This is a genomic window from Mycobacterium sp. NTMscope_MAC_269, assembly GCF_976985695.1.
This window is the reverse complement of sequence record NZ_OZ335668.1, coordinates 3,526,959-3,545,456: the sequence shown is the minus strand read 5'-3', so window position 1 is coordinate 3,545,456 and position 18,498 is coordinate 3,526,959. Positions and strand designations below refer to the sequence as shown.

The following is an 18,498-nucleotide window of genomic DNA, read 5'->3' as shown; positions in this document are numbered from 1 at the left end:
CGAGCCTGGGGCGCGGAGTGCTCACGTGCCGGACCGCAGCAGGATCGCGCCGCTGGGAGTGAGGCCACCGCTGCTGACCACACCGACGCGGGCGTCGGCGACCTGGCGGTCACCGCCCTCCCCGCGCAGCTGGGTGACGGCTTCGTGCAGCAGGCCCATGCCGTGGGTGCGGCCGTGCGACAGCTGACCGCCGTGCGTGTTGAGCGGAAGCTGGCCATCGCGGGCAATGTTCTTGCCGCCGTCCAGGAATTCCTTGGCCTCACCGATCCCGCAGAATCCGAGCGCCTCGATCCAAGACAGGCAGTTCATGGTGAACCCGTCGTACAGCTCGGCCACGTCCACGTCGGCTGGTCGCAGCGAGGTTCGCGTCCACATGTGCGCCGCCTGGCCCAGTACCTGCGGCTCGTGCGTGAGAGTGCTTTGATCCCAATCGATTCGCTCGATGATCTGGGTTCCCACTGCCTCCACCAGCACGGGCGGCTTGGCCAGGTCGCGGGCGGCGTCGACGGCGGAGACGATGACGGCGATCGCGCCGTCACAGGGCACATCGCAGTCGTAGAGGCCGAAGGGCGTGGTGATCGGCCGCGCGCCGAGGTAGTCCTCCATCGTCATCGGAGACCGGTAGATCGCGGTGGGGTTGAGCTCGGCGTTGGCTCGCTGGTTGAGCGCGATCCAGCCCAGCGTCTCTTTGGTGGTGCCATAGCGGTGAAAGTGCCGCTGCGCGTTCATCGCCAGGGTGTGCGCCGCGGAGGTCGCGCCGAATGGCATCTGCCAGCCCGACATCCGGCCCGCTGAAGCACCGGGCGGGGCGATCTTGCCCTGCTTCATCAGCTCGCCGTGAGTGGCTTCCCACAGCGTCCGGAAGCACAGCACGTGACGGGCCAACCCGCCCGCGACGGCGAGCATCGCGGCGATCACCGAGCCGCCCGGGCCGAAGGTCTCCATGGCGCCGTTGTGCCATGTCGGCCGGATGCCCAGCGCGGCCTCGAGGGCGGTGACGCCACCCTCCCCGAATCCGGCGACGTTGATCGCGCCGGGGTAGGTCGACAGGCCGTCGATGTCGGCGAGCGTCAGTCCGGCGTCGGCGACGGCCGCCTCGCAGGCCCGCACCGTCAGCGCCAGCGGATTCTGCATCAGACGGCGTCCGATCGGCGACATGCCGATCCCGGTGAGCGCGACCTTGTCTTCGAACTTGTCCGTGGTGAGCATGGGGCGGACGTGTTCACCGAAGCGCTCAGGCGCGATCTCGTCGACCGGCAGGGGAGCCGGCTCAGCGTCGGCCACGGGCCGAAACAGCGGAAACCACACGTCCTCGACGTGTTCGAATACCACCTCGACCTGTTGGCCGAGTTCGAGATGCTCTGGCTCGCAGTCCACGATGTTGGTGGTCAAGCGCACCCGCGGATCTTCGGCGATCGCCACCTGCGCGATCACATACGGGGCCGCCAGTCCGGGCAGGCTGAAGCGCTCGTTGATGGTGAATCCGGCGAGGGTCGCCTTGCCGGAGACCGCACGGACGCCCACATCCAACGAGCGGCAGTATCGGCACACCGGTGCGGGCGGATGGATCAGCGATTCGCAGCCCTTGCATTCCTGCAGGCGTAGCTTTCCGTCGGCGCCCGAGGTCCAGAAGAACTCGTTGTCCTCGGTGATCAGGGGCAGTGGGCGTGCGGGTGACACGTCACCTCCGGGAGTCGCGCGGCCGGCCCGGTAGGGCCGTTATACGAATCGGAGAATCACGTTATCACCTGCGAGCAGGCATGACCTAGACCGCACCTGAGGTGCGAGCACCGTCAGTACGGCACCCAGGTCCCGGTGAAATAGGTACCCCATTGCTGAAAGCCGACGCTCCACATCGGTTCGTTCGGTGACCACGATGGCCGTGGCGGAGGTGGCGGCGGCACATCCTGCGCCGTAAACGACGGCGCGTATTCCGGCGCAGCGGTGTACCAGTCGGGCAGTGGCGGCGGCGGTTTGCACTCTTCGGTAGTCCGATTCCACGACATGTTGCGATCGCACTCCGCCGAGCCGATCGCCGGGGTTGCGATCACCCCGACCGCCATTGCCGCGAAGGCGACCGCAACGACGGCGGTCGAACGACGAACAAACCACTGCATGGTGGGCCTCCTAGTGGGGCCTTTCCGACGTTGGCGGGTTCTAGCTTATTCCGTCGATACCGCCACGACCAGGAGAAGTTCATCCGCGAAAGACACCGCACTCTCGTGGCTTTTCCGTTCGGTCGACAGTTATGCTCCAAGCGCGGTATCAAGTACTTAACATTCGGAGGGCTGATTGCTCGAAGCGGAGAAGGTCCTGATCACCGGGGCGACGGGCAAGATCGGGTTTCCCATCGCGCGCGCTTTGGCCGCCGCGGGAAACGAGGTGTGGGGCGCCGCGCGCCTGAAAGACGCCACTGCCCGGGAAAAACTTGTTGAGGCCGGCATCAAACCGGTCGCGCTGGACGTCGGTGCCGGCGACTTCTCCGGTCTCCCTGACGATTTCACCTACGTCTTTCACGCGGCGGTGGAGCCCGGCGCGGATGACTGGGGCCACTGCGTCGAAACCAATGCGCAGATGTCGGGCGAATTGCTCTACCACTGCGGGGCCGCCAAGGGCTTTGTATTGTGCTCGACCGGCTCGATTTACGCGTACCAGGGGCACCGCCCCTTGAGCGAGGCCGACCCGCCGGGGGTACCGCTGCGCGCCAACTACAGCTTCTCCAAGGTTGCGGCAGAGGCGGTTTGCACGTGGATCGCCAGGCATTTTCGCATTCCGCTGACCATCATCCGGATCTGTTCGACCTACGGGCCGCAGGGCGGTGCGCCCGCCGACCGCCTCGATGCGATGCTGGCGGGCAAGGCCATTCGACTGCATCCCGACCGGCCCAACAACTACAACCCCATCTATGAAGACGACTACGTGGAGCTCGGTGTCCGCGCCATGGAAGTGGCCGCGACACCCCCGGTCGTGGTGAACTGGGCCGGAAGCGAAACGGTCAGTGTCGAGGACTACTGCAACTTCATGGGTGAGCTGATCGGCGTCGAGCCCATCTTCGAATACACACCCGACGCGCACACGCCGCTGTGGCCGGACGTCACCCACATGCACGAGGTGCTCGGCCGCACGAAGATACCGTGGCGTGAGGGCTTCCGCCGCATGATTGCGGCCCGTCACCCCGAAATAGCGCTGCCCCAGCGCGATTCGGCACGACCGTGAGGACGAACGCGATGCATCTTCCCGGCACACCCTCGGACGAGGTCACCGAGGTCCTGGCCACCGGCGACGGCGGGATCACCACCCTGTTCGTGTCCATGGCGACCCGCCACCCAGAAGGCAAGGACGCCGAATACCTACGCTGGCACACCCTGGACCACCGCCCGGAACAACACCGTCTGGCCGCGGTGCGCGCCTCGTTGCGCCTGGTGTCGACGCCGGCCTGCCGCTCGGCGCGTGCGTTTAGCGACGGGCCGCTGAACGCTGTCGACCACGTGATGACCTACTTCTTCGCCGACACCGCCGGCCTGCACGATTTCAACGAACTGTCCACCGCCCTCGGCAACGCCGGCCGCAAGCTGCCCCTGCTGCCCCCGGTGGAGCGCGGCGTGTACGACGTCCAGCGCAAGGCGGCGGCGACCCGGATCAAGGCCGGATCTGACGTCCTGCCCTGGCTGCCCGCGCGGGGCGTGTACCTGTTGGTCGAACGGGGATCGGCATCGACGAACCCGCTGCTCCACATCGACGGCGTCACCGGCGTCTGGTCCGCGCTTTCGCGCCAGGTCGACGCCAAACTGGCCAGCGCCCAGGGCAATCAGTCGATCACGTACTGCTTCCTGGACGACGACCCGATCGCCACCGCGGAACGGATGCGGCCGGCGCTGACTGACCGCTGGGCCGGCGACGGCGTCGAACCCCTGTTCGCCGCACCGTTTTTCGCGGTGGTGCCCTACGAGTGGGACCGATATGTCCCATAGGCAAGGAAAGACGAGGGCCGCATGCGCATCGGCTTGATGGTTGGCTCCGACAAGGAGCGCTCGCGTGCCGACCGGCTGGCCGGGCTGATCGACGACGGCGCCGGCGCCGAAGCCGCCGGCTTCACCGCGTTCTGGATCCCCCAGGTCCCCGGGTACCTCGACGCGATGACCGCCGTAACACTGATCGGGCAGGCAACCGACCGCATCGAGATCGGGACGGCGGTCGTGCCGATCCAGACGCGCCACCCGATGATCATGGCGCAACAAGCCTTGACCACTCAGATCGCGTGCGGTGGGCGGTTCACGCTCGGCATCGGCCCGTCACACCATTGGATCGTCAGCGGCCAACTGGGACTGCCCTATGACCGCCCGGCGCGCCTGATGGGCGACTACCTCGACGTGCTCGCCGCGTCGTTCGCCGGGCCCGGCGCCGTCGATATCGACAACGAAAGCTATTGCGTCCATTCGCCGGTGGACGTCACGGACGCCTACGGCGTGCCCGTCTTGCTGTCGGCGCTGGGACCGGCGATGCTGCGACTCGCGGGCGAGCGGGCCGCCGGCACCATTCTGTGGATGGCCGACGAGCGAGCGATCGGTGACCACGTCGTTCCGCGCATCAGCGCGGCGGCGACCAGGGCGCAGCGGTCCGCGCCACGAATCGTCGCCGGGGTCCCCGTCGCCCTGTGTTCGGCCAACGACATCGGCGATGCTCGCGCCTATGCCAGCGAGGTGCTCGGGCACGCGGATTTCTCGCCGAACTATGTGCGGCTGCTCGAACACGGCGACGCCGAGGACGTCGGCGACACCATGGCGGCCGGCGATGAGTCGGCCGTCCTGGCGCGGCTGCGCCGCTACCGTGACGCCGGCGTGACCGATCTGGCGGCGCGAATTGTCCCCCTGGGCAAGGATGTTGACGAACGGGCGAAATCACGGCGCCGAACCCAGGAGTTCCTGTCCTCGCTGGGTCCCGAGTTGTGACCTCGTCACAGGGTCCCGCTTCGTGACTAGCGTGTCGGCAGGCCGAGGACCCGCTGGGCGATGATGTTGCGCTGAATCTCCGAGGTGCCGCCGGCGATGGTGCCCGCGTAGCTGCTGATGTAGCGGGCAAACCAGCTGGCGGTGAAAAGGTCGGGGGCGTAAGGGTTGTACGGGGCCGTCAGCGCCTTGGCGCGCAACCCGTCGAGGCCGGCCGCGTCCAGCGCGTGCCGCAGCGCGCTCTGTTCGGCCTCCGACCCGAAGACCTTCAGCACCGACAGAGCCGCGACGTCGACGTCGCCGCGGGCCGCGCTCCCCAGCGCCGCCGAACCGAGCAGCCGCAGCGCGTAGTAGTCCATCACGATGGTGGCGTAGTGGTCCGCGTTCACCTCGTCGGTCGGCTGGTAGTCCTCGAGCAGTTGCTCGAACCGGTTGGCGAACGCCATCCACATCAGGGTGCGCTCGTGGCCGAGCGACCCGTTGGCGACTCGCCATCCGCCGTTGAGCGGGCCGACCAGGTTGTCCGCGGGTACCCGGACGTCGTTGAAGAACACCTCGTTGAAGTCGAGTTCGTCGCGGTCATAGACCGAGGCGAAGGGGCGGCGCTCCACCCCAGGGGTATCGGTCGGAATGAGCAGCGCGCTGATCCCCTTGTGCCGCGGCGCATCTGGGTCGGTACGAACGAATGTCAGGATGACGTCGGCGTCATGGGCCCCGGAGGTCCACACCTTCTGCCCGTTGACCACGAAGACATCGCCCACCAACTCGGCCTTTGTCCGCAGCCCGGCCAGGTCGGAGCCGGCTCCGGGCTCGCTCATTCCCAGTGACGCGGTCTTGTCGGCCCGCAGAATCGGGACGGCCCAGCGCTGCTTTTGCTCCTCGGTCCCGAACGACAGCAGCGACGCGGCGATGATGCCGACGCCCTGGGGATTGAAGCAGTGATAGATCCGGCGCCGCGAGAGTTCTTCGCGGTGCACGAACTGCTGCAGGATGTTTGCGCTGCGGCCACCGAATTCCGGCGGGTTGCCGGGCAGCAGCCATCCGTGGTCGAACTGGAGCCGCTGCCAGCGCCGCGACCATTCGGGCACGTGCGACGTCGATGAGGGGCGCTCCGCGGCCTGCGCCTCCGGCGGCAGATGTTCGTCGAGAAAGGCGACGAACTCCGCGCGGAAGGCTTCTACCTCGGTGTCAAAGGTGAGCTGCATCGTCGCTAAAAATCAGACCCGTAGCGGCTCAACGCGTGAAACCCCATTCGGCTTCGTTCTCTTCGGTTTTGAGGTTCTCGGCCGGATCCTCGGTATCGGCGAGTGGCGGCTGGGGGGAGCGAACGGTGCGCTGGCCGATTTCGGTGATCGCGTGCACGGGGCAGTCGAGTAGCGCCCGCATGACCGCATCGCGGTCCGCCTCCGCCACCGTGCCGTCACCGATGAGGGACGCGTACCCCCAGTCGTCCAGCGAAAAGTATCCCGGCGCGTGTTTGGCGCAGATGCCGAAGCCGTCGCAAATCGTGCGGTCCAGACGGATTTTCATGCTTGCCTCGCGCCTTCCGCCTCGTAGGGGCGATCGGCACGGAATGCGCCGCGGGCACAGCCCGGGCACGTGCCGCCGAGGTGCGCACCGACCTCGTCCGGGAACTGATCGAGCAGGCTGGCGGCCACATTGGTGGCGGCATCCAGAGTGGCGCATGCCCCGCGCCCGCGCAGCACCACCGACCAGCGGCGCAACCGCTCGACGTCCTCTGTGGTAGCGGCGCCGTCACGCAGGGCGCCGGCCGCGGCGGCCATCGCCGCCGTCCCGTTGAAGCACGAGCCGCACTGTCCGGCGTTTTCGCGATCGAAATAGGCCAGCACCGAGGCCGCCACCGCCACGGGACAATCGTCGGTGATGACCGAGATCGCGCCACAGCCCAGACCGCTGCCGACCCGCCGCATCGTCTCGTGGTCCAGCGTGGTCTCCAGCACAGAGCGGTTGAGCAGGCCGGCGAAATAGCCGCCCATCAACGCTCCCCGCACCTGGTCGGCCGGGACGCCATGCAGGGCAAGCAATTCGGTGAACGGCAGCCCGTGGGGGAGTTCGTAGAGGACCGGCGGACGCCCGGCCCCGCTGATCGTGGCCAGGAAGGTGCCCGGCGACAGCGGTGTGCCCTGCGCCCGGAACGCCGCCGCGCCGTGCCGTTGCAGGTAGGGCAGGTTGGCCAAGGTCTCGACATTGCTCACCAAGGTGGGCCGGTCATCGACGCCCGCCTCGAAGGGGCGCGGCGGCTTGTCCGTTGGCTTGGCCGGTCCGTCGTTGATCGCGCGGACCGCGGCGGTCTCCTCGCCGGCCACGTAGCCGGCCGGCACGGTCAGCATAGTGATCGTCACGCCGAGAGCGTCGGGACCCAGTTCGCCAAGCGCTGTTTCGACGCTGTGCGCCGAATCCGGGTCCGACACATAGATGTAGGCGCGATCGGCGGCCACAATCGTCGCGGCCAATCGCAGTCCGTCCAGGACCAGGTGGGGGCGGTTGCGCAGCAGCCAGCGGTCCTTGATCGACGCCGGTTCTCCCTCTTCGCCGTTTGCGACGACGACGGGGCCGCCGGTGTCCGCCAGCAGGCGCCCGTTCTCGCGCACCGTACGCAGTTTCACCGCAAGCGGGAAGGCCGCACCGCCCCGGCCGACCAGCCCGCCGTTCTCCACCTCGCTCAGCAACGCGTCGGTGTCGGTCAGCGGGTGATAGCCGCCGGCCTGCCGGTAGGCGGCCAGGTCTTCCCGACCGGCCTGCTCGGACAGCAGCCGGGGTGTGCATCCGGCGGGGACGACGGTGGTGGTGGTTGTGGACTGAGTGGTGTTCAAAGCTGGCCTGCCATCGTCTTAGTTAGGCTTGCACGCATGCGAACTGCGGTGGTGCGTGTCAACGTCGACCCGGAAAGCGTGCTCACGCCCGCACAGCTACGTGACGGCATGGCAGCTCTCCACGAGCTCGCGGCCGCGGTCGGCGCCGACGTGGTCAAAAACGACCTCGCCACCATGCCGGTGCGCCGCCGCGAGGTTGAATTGCTCATTGCGGCCGATGACGGCGGCGCTGCCCAAAAAACCGCAATCGGTGTGTGCGCCAAAGCGTTCGGCAACGCCCCTCGCCCGGGCGTGATCACCTTTGTCAGCCGGGGGACCAACGACGACGCGCACGGGGTGCTGTCCGCGTTCGGGCTGACCGGTGAGATCGAGCGGACCCCGGGCGACGACGGCTTCGACATCGTTTACGTGACGCTTCGCGAGGAGGACCTCGAACGGATTCCGGAAAGCCGGGTGCACACGGCGCTGGAGGCGTCGCTCAACTGCGAGGTCCACATTCGGACTAGGTAGGAGTTTCACAAGACGACGTAGCGCCATTACGAGCCCAGGAATTCGAGGATCGCGGGTGCCGCCTGCACCCACGTGTCGAACATGTTGAAATGCTGGACCCTGCCGGCGGCGCGGTCTTCGGACGCGCGCTCCCAGGCGTCCTCCGGCCACGGCGGATCGATCAGCTTCGATCCCTTGATCAGGCAGCTCACCTCCAGCGACGTCCGCTTGGGGTGATCCATGTCGTTCTCGCCGCCACGAATGATCAACGTGGGCACCGTGATCCGGTCGAACATCTCGTCCTCGACGCCCGGAATCGTTTGCCCTGGCTTGGAGACGAACGCGTTGAGCCAGCGCAGCATCACCTTGAGGAATTCGCCGGAGTCGAAGTCGAGGAACCGCTGCTTATTGTCCGGGTTCTCCTCGATGCGTTCGCGCCACTCGGTCACCTTCACCACGCCGTCCATCCCGGTGCCCCGCACCGCGAGGATGCTGGGAATGATGTAGAAGGAGCCGAGCACGAAGGTGCCGTAGGTGCCGCCGACGATGTTCCACACGACGAGCTTGGTGACCATCTCGGGGTAGAGCATCGTGGTCAGCATGGAATCCCTTGCCCCACCGGAGCCGCCGGCCAGGATGCAGCGCTCGAAGCCCAGGCCCGTCACCAGCTTGTACAGCGTTTCGGCGCGCATGTGGGATTCGCTTTGCCCGTAGAACTGCACATCTGAGGCGCCGCAATTGGGCCGATCCCACAGCAGCACCCGGTAGCCGCCCGCGACCAGGGCGTCGGCCAGCGGGCGCAGGCCGGGGATCTCCTTGCTGAACCGGCCGCCGGGCGTCAGGGCAATGAGATCGCCTGAGTCACCGAGGATTTCGTAGACGACATTTCCCCCGTTGATCTCGATAGAAGGCACCCGATTCTCCTGTAGTTAGGCCTGTACCAACACGTCGTTGCCGACGACGCGCACCGGATAGGTGCGGATGCTCCATTCCGGCTTCACCGCGGTGGTGCCGGTCGCCAGCTCGAAACCCCACTGGTGCCACGGGCAGTAGATGTATTCCAGGTCGCGCACCATCACCGAGTCACCGGGCGCGGTCTCGTCGACGATCGTGCGTCCCCGGGCGCGTCCCGAACACAGCGGACCGCCTTGGTGGGGGCAGTAATTCGCGATGGCGTAGAAGGTGCCGTTGACGTTGTAGACGCCGACTCCGTGCCGTCCGATCGGTACCAGTTTGTGTGTGCCCGGCGGGATTTCGTCCACCGTGGCAACAACATGCTCGCGGCCCTGGGCGAGACGGGGCTCGGGGCGCCTTGTGGTTGCCCCTTCCTCTTGAGTCGTCAATTCAAAGCACCCGGGTCTGACCCTCGAGAACCGGAACGGTCTCGGGCAGGTGATACGTCGCGATGCCGTTCTTGTACATCACCGCGTCCCGTGCGTGCTTGGGTAGGTGCTTGACCAACCAGCGGGGGTCGTCGAACGTCCAGTGCGGGTAGTCGGAGGAGAACAGCAGGATCTTCTCGCACTCCATCCATTCCAGCGCGCGGGTCAGCTCGGTCTTGTCCTCCGGGTAGTCCAGCGGCTGCGTGGTGAACTTGATGTGGTCCTTGACGTATTCGGACGGCTTGCGCTTGATGTCCAGCCACGACTTGCGCGCCTCGTAGATCGAATCCATGCGCCACATCAACGGCAGAATCCAGCTGAACGCGTGCTCGACGAACACGATCCGCAGCGTCGGGAAGCGGTCGAACGTTCCGTCGAAGATCAGGCTCATCACCTGGTTGGCGGCCAGCAGCGAGTAGGTGACCATGAAATCGTGGTTGTAGCTGGGGTACCCGACCGGCGGCATGGGCAGCTCGTCGAAGTGGCTGCGCGACAGGTGGCAACTCACAGTGATGTCGTGCTTGGTGGCGGCCGCCCAGATCGCGTCGTACTTGGGGTTGCCCCATGATGGCCGTGGCTCGGCTTTGATCAGGATCTGCGCCATGTAGGGGTGTCCGGCCCAGCGCTCGATCTCGCGGACCGACTCTTCGGGCTCCTCGATGGCGAGGCAGATCGAACCGCGCCACCGCTCGTGCCAGTTGTTGTGGCTGTCCAGCCAGTGATTGGCCTGCCAGTCGTTGAGTGCGACCGACATCGCGTGCTGCGCTTCGGGAATGCGCGCCGGATACGCGGCCGGTTCCAGGATCGCGATGTCGGAGCCGGCCTCCATGATCAGCTGTCGGAACGCCAAGTCCGGGTCGCTGCAGGGGAATTCGCCGTTGGCGGGGAAGGAGTCCACCCGCATCGCGTACGAGTGCGCGTAGTCCGGGGCGTCATAGTAGATCTGCTCACCCACGTTGCGGGTGAGGAAGTACTTGCTGCGCCAGGGCTCGGGGATGTACGGGAGGAGCTCTCCGCGCTTGGGTGCCGGGTGGACGTCCGAGTCGACGCACCGGACGGCGATGCGCTCGGCAGCGGGAAGCCGCTCCTGAGAATGGGTCAAACTCATCTGAAACTCCTCGTCTTTTTCGGTCCGCCCGCGTCCACTTCTACTGTGCGCCCACCCCGGCGGGAATGTCTATGCCGTAGAGCTGCGCCGCGTTACGCCAGCACAGCTTCTCGCGCTGTTCGGCAGAGATCGCGCTGGGCAGCTTTGTGATATCGCCGCACTGCCAGTGCGGATAGCTGGAGCCGAACATCACCATGTCGTCCTTGCCGGTGAAGCCGAACCACTCGCCGGCGAACTCGACGTCGCCGGGGCCGTCGAGGCTGCCCTGGACGAAATACACGTGACCGGGCAGGTAGTCGCTGGGGATCCGCGGGGACCACGGCGTCTGCTCCAGGTGCGGCCGGCCGAACGTGTCCATCCGCCAGATGAAGGGCGTCACGAAGTCGGCGGCGCCATCGCCCCACACGAACTTGAGGCCGTCGAACCGCTCGAAAACTCCCTCGGCGATCATGTTCATCAGGTGATACAGATAGTTCAGCGCCATGAAGCTGACGTAGTGCTCGTAGGTCCGGGTGTTCCCGGACGGCGTCGGGGGAAACGCGACACCCGACCCGACCTCGATGTGCGCGGCCACCGGCAGGCCGGCGTCGACCGCGGCTTCCCAGATCGGCCAGAACTGCGGTTTGCCGTACAGCTCGCGGGACTGCAGCGGGACGCCGATCTGAACCACGCGGGGATGGGAACGCCATCTCTCGATCTCGCGCAAAGCGCCGGGGATGTCGTCGGGGTTGATCCGGATGGTGCCGCGGAAGCGGTCGCCGAACTCGCTGGATTCCAGCCAGTTCGACACCATCATTTCGTTGTGCGCGGCGTGCAGCGCGGTGCCCAGGTGCCGGTCCGGCATGATGCCCCGGGCCATCGGGTGCAGGACCGCCACGTCGACCCCGCGCTTCGTAAACAGTTCGGTGGCAACGAAATCCGGATCCGACCCGGGGTACTGCCGGTCCGGCCCCTCGGTGTTGGGCGCGTACTCCCCGCCGGGGGCGCCATACCAGTCCATCTCGTAATCGGGGAAGCCGCGGCTCTTGAACGGCTCGCGCAGAGTCTTCCGCAGTGCCTTGTTGGACGGGAAGAAGATGTGCACGCTCGCGTCGATCAGCGGTGTGCTTGTCCCGTCAGCGTGTGTGATCACGAGAGCCACCCTTCGGCTCCGGCGCCGGCCGAAACGGGCTGCGCGAGGTCATATGATAGCCAATCTAACATTTTCGTGAGCGGTCAATCAATGGGTTTCCGGTAAGCATTTCGTTTAGTCATTATCGCTGGTAGTAAGCTTTTTGTGGGCTCGTGAGCAAGTGTCGTTCTTCATTCCGGATAATACCATTCTCCGGGTTGGTGAGCGATAGGATCCGCGTGCCCGACGCGGCGGACACCCGCAACAAACGCGACGGGACGGCCCGCGAAAGCTAGGCCGGGGGCTGGCCCACGGTGACGCCTGCGGCCCGCTCCAGCGGTTTGATCACCGTCGTGAAATCGGACTCGGGCCCTTCGTCGCGGGCGACCGCCTCCCACATCCGGGCGGTCGTCTCCGCGACCTCAGCGGGCACGCCGAGCGCCTTCGCCTCGTCGAGGTAAAGACGCACATCCTTGACCATCAGGCCGGTGGCAAAGCCGTAATCGAAGGTGCGCGGCAGGATCGCGCGGGGAAACTTGTCGCGGCTTGCGCTCGTCGCGCCCGAGCCCGCGTTGAGCACCTCGATCATCACAGCGGGGTCGAGTCCGGCTTTGACTCCCATGACGACCACTTCGGCGGTGGCGGCCAACACGTTGGCCGCCAAGATGTTGTTGGCCAGCTTCATCGTCTGCGCCGAACCGGGTTTGTCTCCGACATACACGGGCCGGCCGAGGGCTTCGAGCACCGTTCGGATGGCGTCGAATTCGCCGCGCGGGCCCGACGCCATGAGCGCCAGCGTCCCCTTCTCGGCGCCGCCGACGCCGCCGCTGACCGGGCTGTCGATCCGCACGATGTTCCGTTCGGCGAGGAGGTCGTGGATCTGCATCGCCATTTGGCTGCCGACAGTGGACAAGTCGACGAAGCGCTTGATCCGTTCGCCCTCGATCACGCCCGCCGCGCCGGTGGCCACCTCCAGCGATGCGCCCGGCGTGGGCAGGCTGGCCAGCACCGTGTCGGCGCGATCGGCGACCTCTTGGGGCGACGACGCCGGGCGCGCGCCCAGCGCGACCATGCGCTCGAGTGCCGAGCTGCGTGTGTCGAAGGCGACGACGTCGTGCTTTTCCTGAATCAGGCGGCATGCCATGGGAAAGCCCATGTTTCCCAGCCCGACGAACCCGAGCTTCATGACTGTTCCAGCTCGGCGAACGCCTCGCGCGCGATGCGAAAGCTGTCGACCGCGGCCGGCACGCCGCCGTAAATGGCCACCTGCAGAAAGATCTCGCGAATCTCCTCGCGAGTGACACCGTTGGTCAGCGCCGCTTTGACGTGCATCCGCAATTCGTTGGGGCGATTGAGCACCGCGATCATGGCCAGGTTGAGCATGCTGCGGGTCTTGCGCGGCAGTTCCTCGCGGCCCCACACGGCGCCCCAGCAGTACTCGGTGACGAGATCTTGCAGGGGGCCGGTGAAGTCGTCCGCGCCGGCCAGCGCGCGCTCGACGTACTCCGCGCCCAGGACGTCCGAGCGGATTTGGAGGCCCCGCCGGTAGGTTTCGCGATCCACTGCGTTCTCCTTCAAAGACGCACCACGACAGTCTTGGTGGCGCTGAATGTGTCGAGGGCTTCATAGCCCTTCTCGCGGCCATAGCCCGATTTCTTGAAACCTCCGAAAGGCAGTTCCACCCCGCCGCCGGCGCCATAGGTATTCACGTAGACCTGGCCGGCGCGGATGTTTGCCGCGAGTCGGTGCGCACGGGACAGTTCGGTGGTCCACACCGCGCCGAGCAGGCCGTACGGCGTGCCGTTGGCCAGCTCGACCGCTTCGTCTTCGGTGCAAAACCGGTTGACGGTCAGCACCGGACCGAAGATCTCCTCCTGAGCGATCGGCGACGCGGGGTCGGGGTCGTCGATGATCGTCGGGCAGAAGTATGCGCCCTCGGCCAAGCGTGGGTCGTCGGGAGGTGCTCCACCGCAAAGAATTTCGCCCTTGACGTTGGTGGCGAGCATGGATCGCACTCGATGCTGTTGTTTTCGCGAGATCAACGGTCCGAGGTCGTGGTCCTCGATACCGGGCCCGATCGTGGCCGAAGTCAAACGTTGGCGGACCATCTCGACGACGGTGCCGTGAATCGCGTCGTGTACCAGCAGGCGTGAGCCGGCCGAGCAGGTTTGACCCGCGTTCTGCAGAATCGCCTTCGCGATCGACTCCGACGCGCGGGCCAAATCCGCATCGGGAAAGACGATCTGCGGGGACTTGCCGCCCAACTCGAGCGTCGTGGGTGTGACGCGATCGGCCGCGGCGTGGGCGACCACCGAACCGATCTGAGTCGACCCGACAAACCCAAGGTGATCGACATCGGGGTGTGCCGTAAGGGCCGCACCGGCTTCGGCGCCGATGCCGGTCACCACGTTGAACACTCCCCGTGGCAGTCCGGCCTGCACCGCCAACGTGGCGAGTTCCACTGCCGTTCTGGGTGTTTCGTCGGCGGGTTTGACCACCGCGCAGTTACCCACCGCGATGGCGGGCGCCACGGCGCGGGCGAGCAATTGCATCGGGTAGTTCCAGGCGATGATGTGACCGGTTACCCCGAAGGGCTCGCGACTCGTATAGACATGCAAATCTGTTGAGAGCGGGATGGTTTGGCCGTAGTAGGAGTCGATGGCGTGGCCGTAGAAACGGAAGTAACGCGCGGCAACAGCGGCGTCCGCGCGGGCCTGGCTCAGCGGTTTGCCGGTGTCCTCGCTCTCCATCCGGGCTAATCGCTCGTGATTCTGCTCGATGCGATCGGCGATCCGCGTCAACAGGATTGCCCGCACTTGCGGCGACGTGTCTCGCCACGGGGCCGACGCCGCTCGGGCCGCCTTGACGGCGTGATCCATTTCGTCGACGCCGCCGCGCGCCACCGGTCCGAGGGATCGTCCGGTGGCTGGATCGATGTTGTCGTACACGTCTGCCGAAGCAATCGTTTCGCCGTTGATGAACGACTGTGTGATGGCCACGGTGCCCCTTGACGTCTTTCGTCGTGCCGACGGTTATCTACACGTTAATGTATATTTCTGCGGCATACTCGATGGCGTGGTCACCGCAGCCCGGCGAGGACGTCCGACGCAGGCCGAAGCCAAGAAGCTGCAACAAAAGCTGCGTAAGGCCGCCGTCGCGACGTTCGTCAAGCATGGCTACGACGGCGCCAGCATGGACGCAATCGCCAAAGCGGCCGGCATCACCCGGCGCACGCTCTATGCGCGCTATCCGGACAAGCGCGCGGTCTTCCTCGACGTCATTCCGTGGGCGCTGACGCGCCGGACGGAGCGTGACGCCACCCAAGACGTCGGTGACGGTGATCTGCGGACCGCCTTGGTCGCGGTCGGTCGGGCCGGTCTGCAGCGGGCGATCGATCCGGACATCGTCCGCCTGACGCGGATCGCGATGAACGAATCCGCACGGTTTCCCGAGTTCGCCGTCAGCGCGCACTCGATGACGTGGTCGCCGCGCCACCGGCAGGTGATGGACCTGCTTCGCCACCACCAAGGGGCCGGGACCATCGAGGTCGACGATCTCGAATTGGCCGCCGGCCACTTCATCGCGCTGGTCGAGCATCTGCCCGCGCGGCTCGCGGACTGCGGAATCTATCGCAGTGCGGAGGAAGAGGAGCGTCACTTGCAACACGCCGTCGACCTCTTCATACGCGGCGTACTGCGCAACCGCTGAGGGCACGCGATCCTCAGGCGGCGGCCGCCTCGAATTAGCAAGTTGTGCAACGAAATCTGCGCGTTATGGCCGGCAGCCCTGGACCATTAATATCCATTAGTGTTTACTTAACTGCGATGGCATCAACCTAAGGAGCACCGGATGGCATCAGCGGTAGAGCGCCTAGTGCAGCTGGTCGGGGCAGACGACTGCTTCGACATCGACCCCGCCGAACTGCGGCCCCTGCAGTTGCAGGCCGCCAACGAGCGCCTTGCGGCCCAGGCCCAGCGCATTCCGCTGCTGGCCAACCGTGTGGAATCCGGCGGGATCAAACACATCACCCAGCCCGCCGACTTGGTGCCACTGCTGTTCGCGCACACCACCTACAAGACGTACGCCGAAGGGTGGCTGAACGACGGCCGCTGGGACCGCATGGGCAAGTGGCTGGCCACCGTCTCCACCCGTGACGTGGAGGGCCTCGACACGGCCGAAGTGCAGACGCTGGATGACTGGCTCAAGCGGCTGGAGACCGTCGGGCATTATCTGTCGTGTTCGAGCGGCACCACCGGCAAGCCCGCCATGCTCTCGTGCACGGAGGGTGATATCGAACTCTCGGCTCGAATCAACAGCGCGGCGCTGCTGTGGGCCACCGGCATCACCCGCGGTGAGGACCGCAAATTCCTGGGCCTGGGCCCGCAATTCGCCGCCCCTCGCGAGGACGCGATCCGGCAGGCGATGGTCGATTGCTTTTCGTCGCGATACCCGCCTTACCAATTCGGCGACGGGGAACCGATCACCGTCGGGTCGATGGTCGACATGATCACGCTACGGCGCAAGCTCGCCGACGGCACCGCACGCCCGAATGAGATCGCGGAGTTCGAACGTATCGCCACCCAGCGTGCGAGCGACATGGACCTCTCGGCCAAGAAGGCGATCGACGCAGTGATCGAGGCCCGAGAGCTGCCCCTGCTGGCGACCGGCATGTTCGCCACGCTCTATCAGATCGCCGAAGGCGTCCGGGCCAAGGGGCACGGCGGTGACGATTTCAATCGCGATAACGCGATGATGGTCGCCGGCGGTCTCAAAGGCGCTGCGCTACCGGAGAATTATCGCGAATACGTGCTCGAGACGTTCAACATCGCCGCAGAGCGGCTGTATCACGCATACAGCATGCGTGAAATCAATGCGACGTTCCCGCTGTGTCACGCCGAGCGGTACCACGTCTCGCCCTGGGTGATCCTGCTGCCGCTGGATACCGCGGGCGAGAAACTAAATGATCCCGACGATGATGAATTCGAGGCCCGCGCAGCATTTTTCGACGCCTCGATCGAAGGCCGCTGGGGCGGGGTAATCAGCGGAGACCGGGTCAGTGTGCGTTTCGGCACGTGTCGGTGCGGCCACCAGGGACCCACGGTCGGCCGTGACATCACGCGCTATTCCGACCTGCCGGGAGGAGACAAGATTACCTGCGCGGGCAGCATCGACGCCTATGTGCGTGGTGTTTCATGACGACAGCCGATGTCCTGATGGCGCCTCATTTCGTCCAGGGAAGGCTGGTTGAAGGCGCGGCGACCCGGCACCGCTCGCGCGATCTGGGCGCTGACTTCGCCACTCCCGCAATCGACCTCGATGCGCTGGTGATGCCTCGGTCGCAGTTGCCGCCCCTGCTGGACGTCAAGCTCGAGGAGATCATCGATTTCCTGGCCGAAACGGGCGAACGTCTGCAGCTGGAGCGCAATCCGCATTTGCAGCAATGCCTTGACCTGATCGCCGCCACGAATCCCTTGCCGCGCCGCGTTGTCGAAAGCCTCTACCGCCAAGCCCCGACGTATCTGACCAAGCCGCTGCTAAAGAGCATGGTCGATGCGAATTTCGCCGATCGCGAGGCTTTGGACGGATGGGTGGAGCGGGTCGACATCTACGGCAACAAGGGTGCGGTGCGGGCGTTTCCGTCGCGAATGGTGCACATGCTTGCCGGCAACGCTCCGTCGGGATGTGTCGCGTCGATCGCGCAGGGCGCCCTGGTCAAGGCGGTCAACCTGTTCAAGCTGCCGTCAAGTGATCCCTTCACCACGGTCGCGGTGCTGCGCACCATGGCGGAGATCGACCCGAAACACCCTGTGGTGCGGTCGATGTCGGCGATCTACTGGCAGGGCGGCGACACCACCATTGAACGCACCCTCTATCGGCCGCAGTACTTCGACAAGATCGTCGCCTGGGGAGGCGGCGAGGCGATCAACAACGTGATCCAATACCTGGGCCCGGGGATTCAACTGATTTCTTTTGATCCGAAGTCCTCGATTTCGATGATCGGGCGCGAGGCCTTCGAGTCCGAAGACCGCACCATCGATGTCGCCGAATGGCTGGCCACTGACACGACGGTGTTCAACCAGGAAGCCTGCCTGGCAAGCCGCTTCGCGTTCGTGGAAGGTGAACGGGCCCAAGTCGAATCGCTGTGCGAGGCGCTGGCGCGGCGCCTGGCCGTGGACCGCGATTTCGCGTCTGCGGTGGGCCCCCCGGTGCCGTCGGAAATGCGCGACGAGATCCAGGTGGCCGAAGCGATGGGTGATCTCAAGGTTTGGGGTGACTTCGACGGGCACGGGTTGGTGATCCTGTCGGACCGGCCGGTCGAGTTTCAGCCCGCGAACAAGACATCGAATGTCGTCATGGTCCCGTCCCTCGACGACGCCGTCCGCTACGTCAACGTCGCCACGCAAACGATCGGGGTGTATCCGTACGAACGCAAGGCGCAGCTGCGGGATCTGTTGGCAAGCGCCGGCGCTCAACGGCTGTGCCGGCTCGGCACCGCGAATGCGCATGTCCTGGGCAGTCCACACGACGCGATGTATCCGTTGCAGCGATTCGTCCATTGGATGGGCGACGACGACATCACTGCGGCCGACGTGTGAGGCCGGCCCCCGCCGCACGCTAGGTTGCGTCA

19 protein-coding genes are annotated in these 18,498 nt (G+C 65.9%); 7 read left to right on the top strand and 12 right to left on the bottom strand.

Annotation, left to right across the window (positions count from 1 at the left end):
• Positions 1-21: 21 nt before the first annotated feature.
• Together ACZ50Z_RS16510 and ACZ50Z_RS16505 are read right to left on the bottom strand one after the other, a co-directional pair.
• Positions 22-1,680, bottom strand: coding sequence for a thiolase C-terminal domain-containing protein (locus ACZ50Z_RS16510; RefSeq protein WP_464484518.1), 1,659 nt, complete (start codon positions 1,678-1,680; stop codon positions 22-24).
• A gap of 113 nt (positions 1,681-1,793) precedes the next feature.
• Positions 1,794-2,117 (bottom strand): hypothetical protein, encoded by a 324-nt coding sequence (locus ACZ50Z_RS16505; RefSeq protein ID WP_464484517.1) that lies wholly within the window; start codon positions 2,115-2,117, stop codon positions 1,794-1,796.
• A 175-nt stretch (positions 2,118-2,292) separates the two neighbouring features.
• Between ACZ50Z_RS16505 and ACZ50Z_RS16500 the strand changes: the two genes are divergently transcribed.
• The 3 genes from ACZ50Z_RS16500 to ACZ50Z_RS16490 are packed head-to-tail and all read left to right on the top strand — an operon-like array spanning position 2,293 to position 4,949.
• Positions 2,293-3,216, top strand: a complete 924-nt coding sequence (locus ACZ50Z_RS16500; RefSeq protein WP_464484516.1) for an NAD-dependent epimerase/dehydratase family protein — start codon at positions 2,293-2,295, stop codon at positions 3,214-3,216.
• Between the two features lie 11 nt (positions 3,217-3,227).
• Entirely contained in the window at positions 3,228-3,971 is a 744-nt protein-coding gene (locus tag ACZ50Z_RS16495; protein WP_464484515.1) for a hypothetical protein, read from the top strand.
• A 21-nt stretch (positions 3,972-3,992) separates the two neighbouring features.
• Positions 3,993-4,949, top strand: coding sequence for an LLM class F420-dependent oxidoreductase (locus ACZ50Z_RS16490; RefSeq protein ID WP_464484514.1), 957 nt, complete (start codon positions 3,993-3,995; stop codon positions 4,947-4,949).
• A gap of 26 nt (positions 4,950-4,975) precedes the next feature.
• Here the strand turns inward: ACZ50Z_RS16490 and ACZ50Z_RS16485 are convergent, their stop codons facing one another.
• Genes ACZ50Z_RS16485 through ACZ50Z_RS16475 form a run of 3 tightly spaced genes read right to left on the bottom strand, consistent with a single transcriptional unit; the run spans position 4,976 to position 7,780 of the window.
• Entirely contained in the window at positions 4,976-6,151 is a 1,176-nt protein-coding gene (locus tag ACZ50Z_RS16485; protein WP_464484513.1) for an acyl-CoA dehydrogenase family protein, read from the bottom strand.
• A gap of 28 nt (positions 6,152-6,179) precedes the next feature.
• The gene (locus ACZ50Z_RS16480; protein WP_464484512.1) at positions 6,180-6,476 is read right to left on the bottom strand and encodes a ferredoxin; all 297 of its coding nucleotides are present in this window, start codon (positions 6,474-6,476) and stop codon (positions 6,180-6,182) included.
• Positions 6,473-7,780 (bottom strand): NADH-ubiquinone oxidoreductase-F iron-sulfur binding region domain-containing protein, encoded by a 1,308-nt coding sequence (locus ACZ50Z_RS16475; RefSeq protein ID WP_464484511.1) that lies wholly within the window; start codon positions 7,778-7,780, stop codon positions 6,473-6,475. The genes ACZ50Z_RS16480 and ACZ50Z_RS16475 overlap by 4 nt, the downstream gene beginning before the upstream one ends.
• 36 nt (positions 7,781-7,816) lie before the next feature.
• Between ACZ50Z_RS16475 and ACZ50Z_RS16470 the strand changes: the two genes are divergently transcribed.
• On the top strand, positions 7,817-8,290 hold the full coding sequence (locus ACZ50Z_RS16470; protein WP_464484510.1) for a hypothetical protein: 474 nt from the start codon (positions 7,817-7,819) through the stop codon (positions 8,288-8,290).
• Positions 8,291-8,316: 26 nt separating this feature from the next.
• Here ACZ50Z_RS16470 and ACZ50Z_RS16465 read toward each other — a convergent pair whose 3' ends face one another.
• The 7 genes from ACZ50Z_RS16465 to ACZ50Z_RS16435 all read right to left on the bottom strand — a co-directional run bounded on the left by ACZ50Z_RS16465 (position 8,317) and on the right by ACZ50Z_RS16435 (position 14,869).
• Positions 8,317-9,183 carry an alpha/beta fold hydrolase gene (locus tag ACZ50Z_RS16465; protein WP_464484509.1) on the bottom strand — a complete coding sequence of 289 codons (867 nt, stop codon included), beginning with the start codon at positions 9,181-9,183 and terminating at the stop codon, positions 8,317-8,319.
• Between the two features lie 15 nt (positions 9,184-9,198).
• Entirely contained in the window at positions 9,199-9,612 is a 414-nt protein-coding gene (locus ACZ50Z_RS16460; RefSeq protein WP_064933395.1) for a Rieske (2Fe-2S) protein, read from the bottom strand.
• A 1-nt stretch (position 9,613) separates the two neighbouring features.
• The gene (locus ACZ50Z_RS16455) at positions 9,614-10,759 is read right to left on the bottom strand and encodes an amidohydrolase family protein (RefSeq protein ID WP_464484508.1); all 1,146 of its coding nucleotides are present in this window, start codon (positions 10,757-10,759) and stop codon (positions 9,614-9,616) included.
• Positions 10,760-10,799: 40 nt separating this feature from the next.
• Positions 10,800-11,891 (bottom strand): amidohydrolase family protein, encoded by a 1,092-nt coding sequence (locus tag ACZ50Z_RS16450; protein WP_464484507.1) that lies wholly within the window; start codon positions 11,889-11,891, stop codon positions 10,800-10,802.
• A 271-nt stretch (positions 11,892-12,162) separates the two neighbouring features.
• Entirely contained in the window at positions 12,163-13,056 is an 894-nt protein-coding gene (locus tag ACZ50Z_RS16445; RefSeq protein WP_464484506.1) for an NAD(P)-dependent oxidoreductase, read from the bottom strand.
• Complete coding sequence (locus tag ACZ50Z_RS16440) at positions 13,053-13,433, bottom strand: carboxymuconolactone decarboxylase family protein (protein WP_464484505.1); 381 nt, start codon at positions 13,431-13,433, stop codon at positions 13,053-13,055. Before ACZ50Z_RS16440 ends, ACZ50Z_RS16445 begins: the two co-directional genes overlap by 4 nt.
• A gap of 11 nt (positions 13,434-13,444) precedes the next feature.
• Positions 13,445-14,869: an aldehyde dehydrogenase family protein gene (locus ACZ50Z_RS16435; protein WP_464484504.1), complete on the bottom strand. Its 1,425-nt coding sequence runs from the start codon at positions 14,867-14,869 to the stop codon at positions 13,445-13,447.
• Positions 14,870-14,945: 76 nt separating this feature from the next.
• Here ACZ50Z_RS16435 and ACZ50Z_RS16430 point away from each other — a divergent pair, with 76 nt between their 5' ends.
• From ACZ50Z_RS16430 to ACZ50Z_RS16420, 3 genes are all read left to right on the top strand, one after another.
• Positions 14,946-15,578 carry a TetR/AcrR family transcriptional regulator gene (locus ACZ50Z_RS16430; protein ID WP_464484503.1) on the top strand — a complete coding sequence of 211 codons (633 nt, stop codon included), beginning with the start codon at positions 14,946-14,948 and terminating at the stop codon, positions 15,576-15,578.
• A gap of 141 nt (positions 15,579-15,719) precedes the next feature.
• The gene (locus tag ACZ50Z_RS16425) at positions 15,720-17,066 is read left to right on the top strand and encodes a hypothetical protein (RefSeq protein ID WP_464484502.1); all 1,347 of its coding nucleotides are present in this window, start codon (positions 15,720-15,722) and stop codon (positions 17,064-17,066) included.
• Positions 17,063-18,466 carry an acyl-CoA reductase gene (locus ACZ50Z_RS16420; RefSeq protein WP_464484501.1) on the top strand — a complete coding sequence of 468 codons (1,404 nt, stop codon included), beginning with the start codon at positions 17,063-17,065 and terminating at the stop codon, positions 18,464-18,466. The genes ACZ50Z_RS16425 and ACZ50Z_RS16420 overlap by 4 nt, the downstream gene beginning before the upstream one ends.
• The last annotated feature ends 32 nt before the right edge of the window (positions 18,467-18,498 follow it).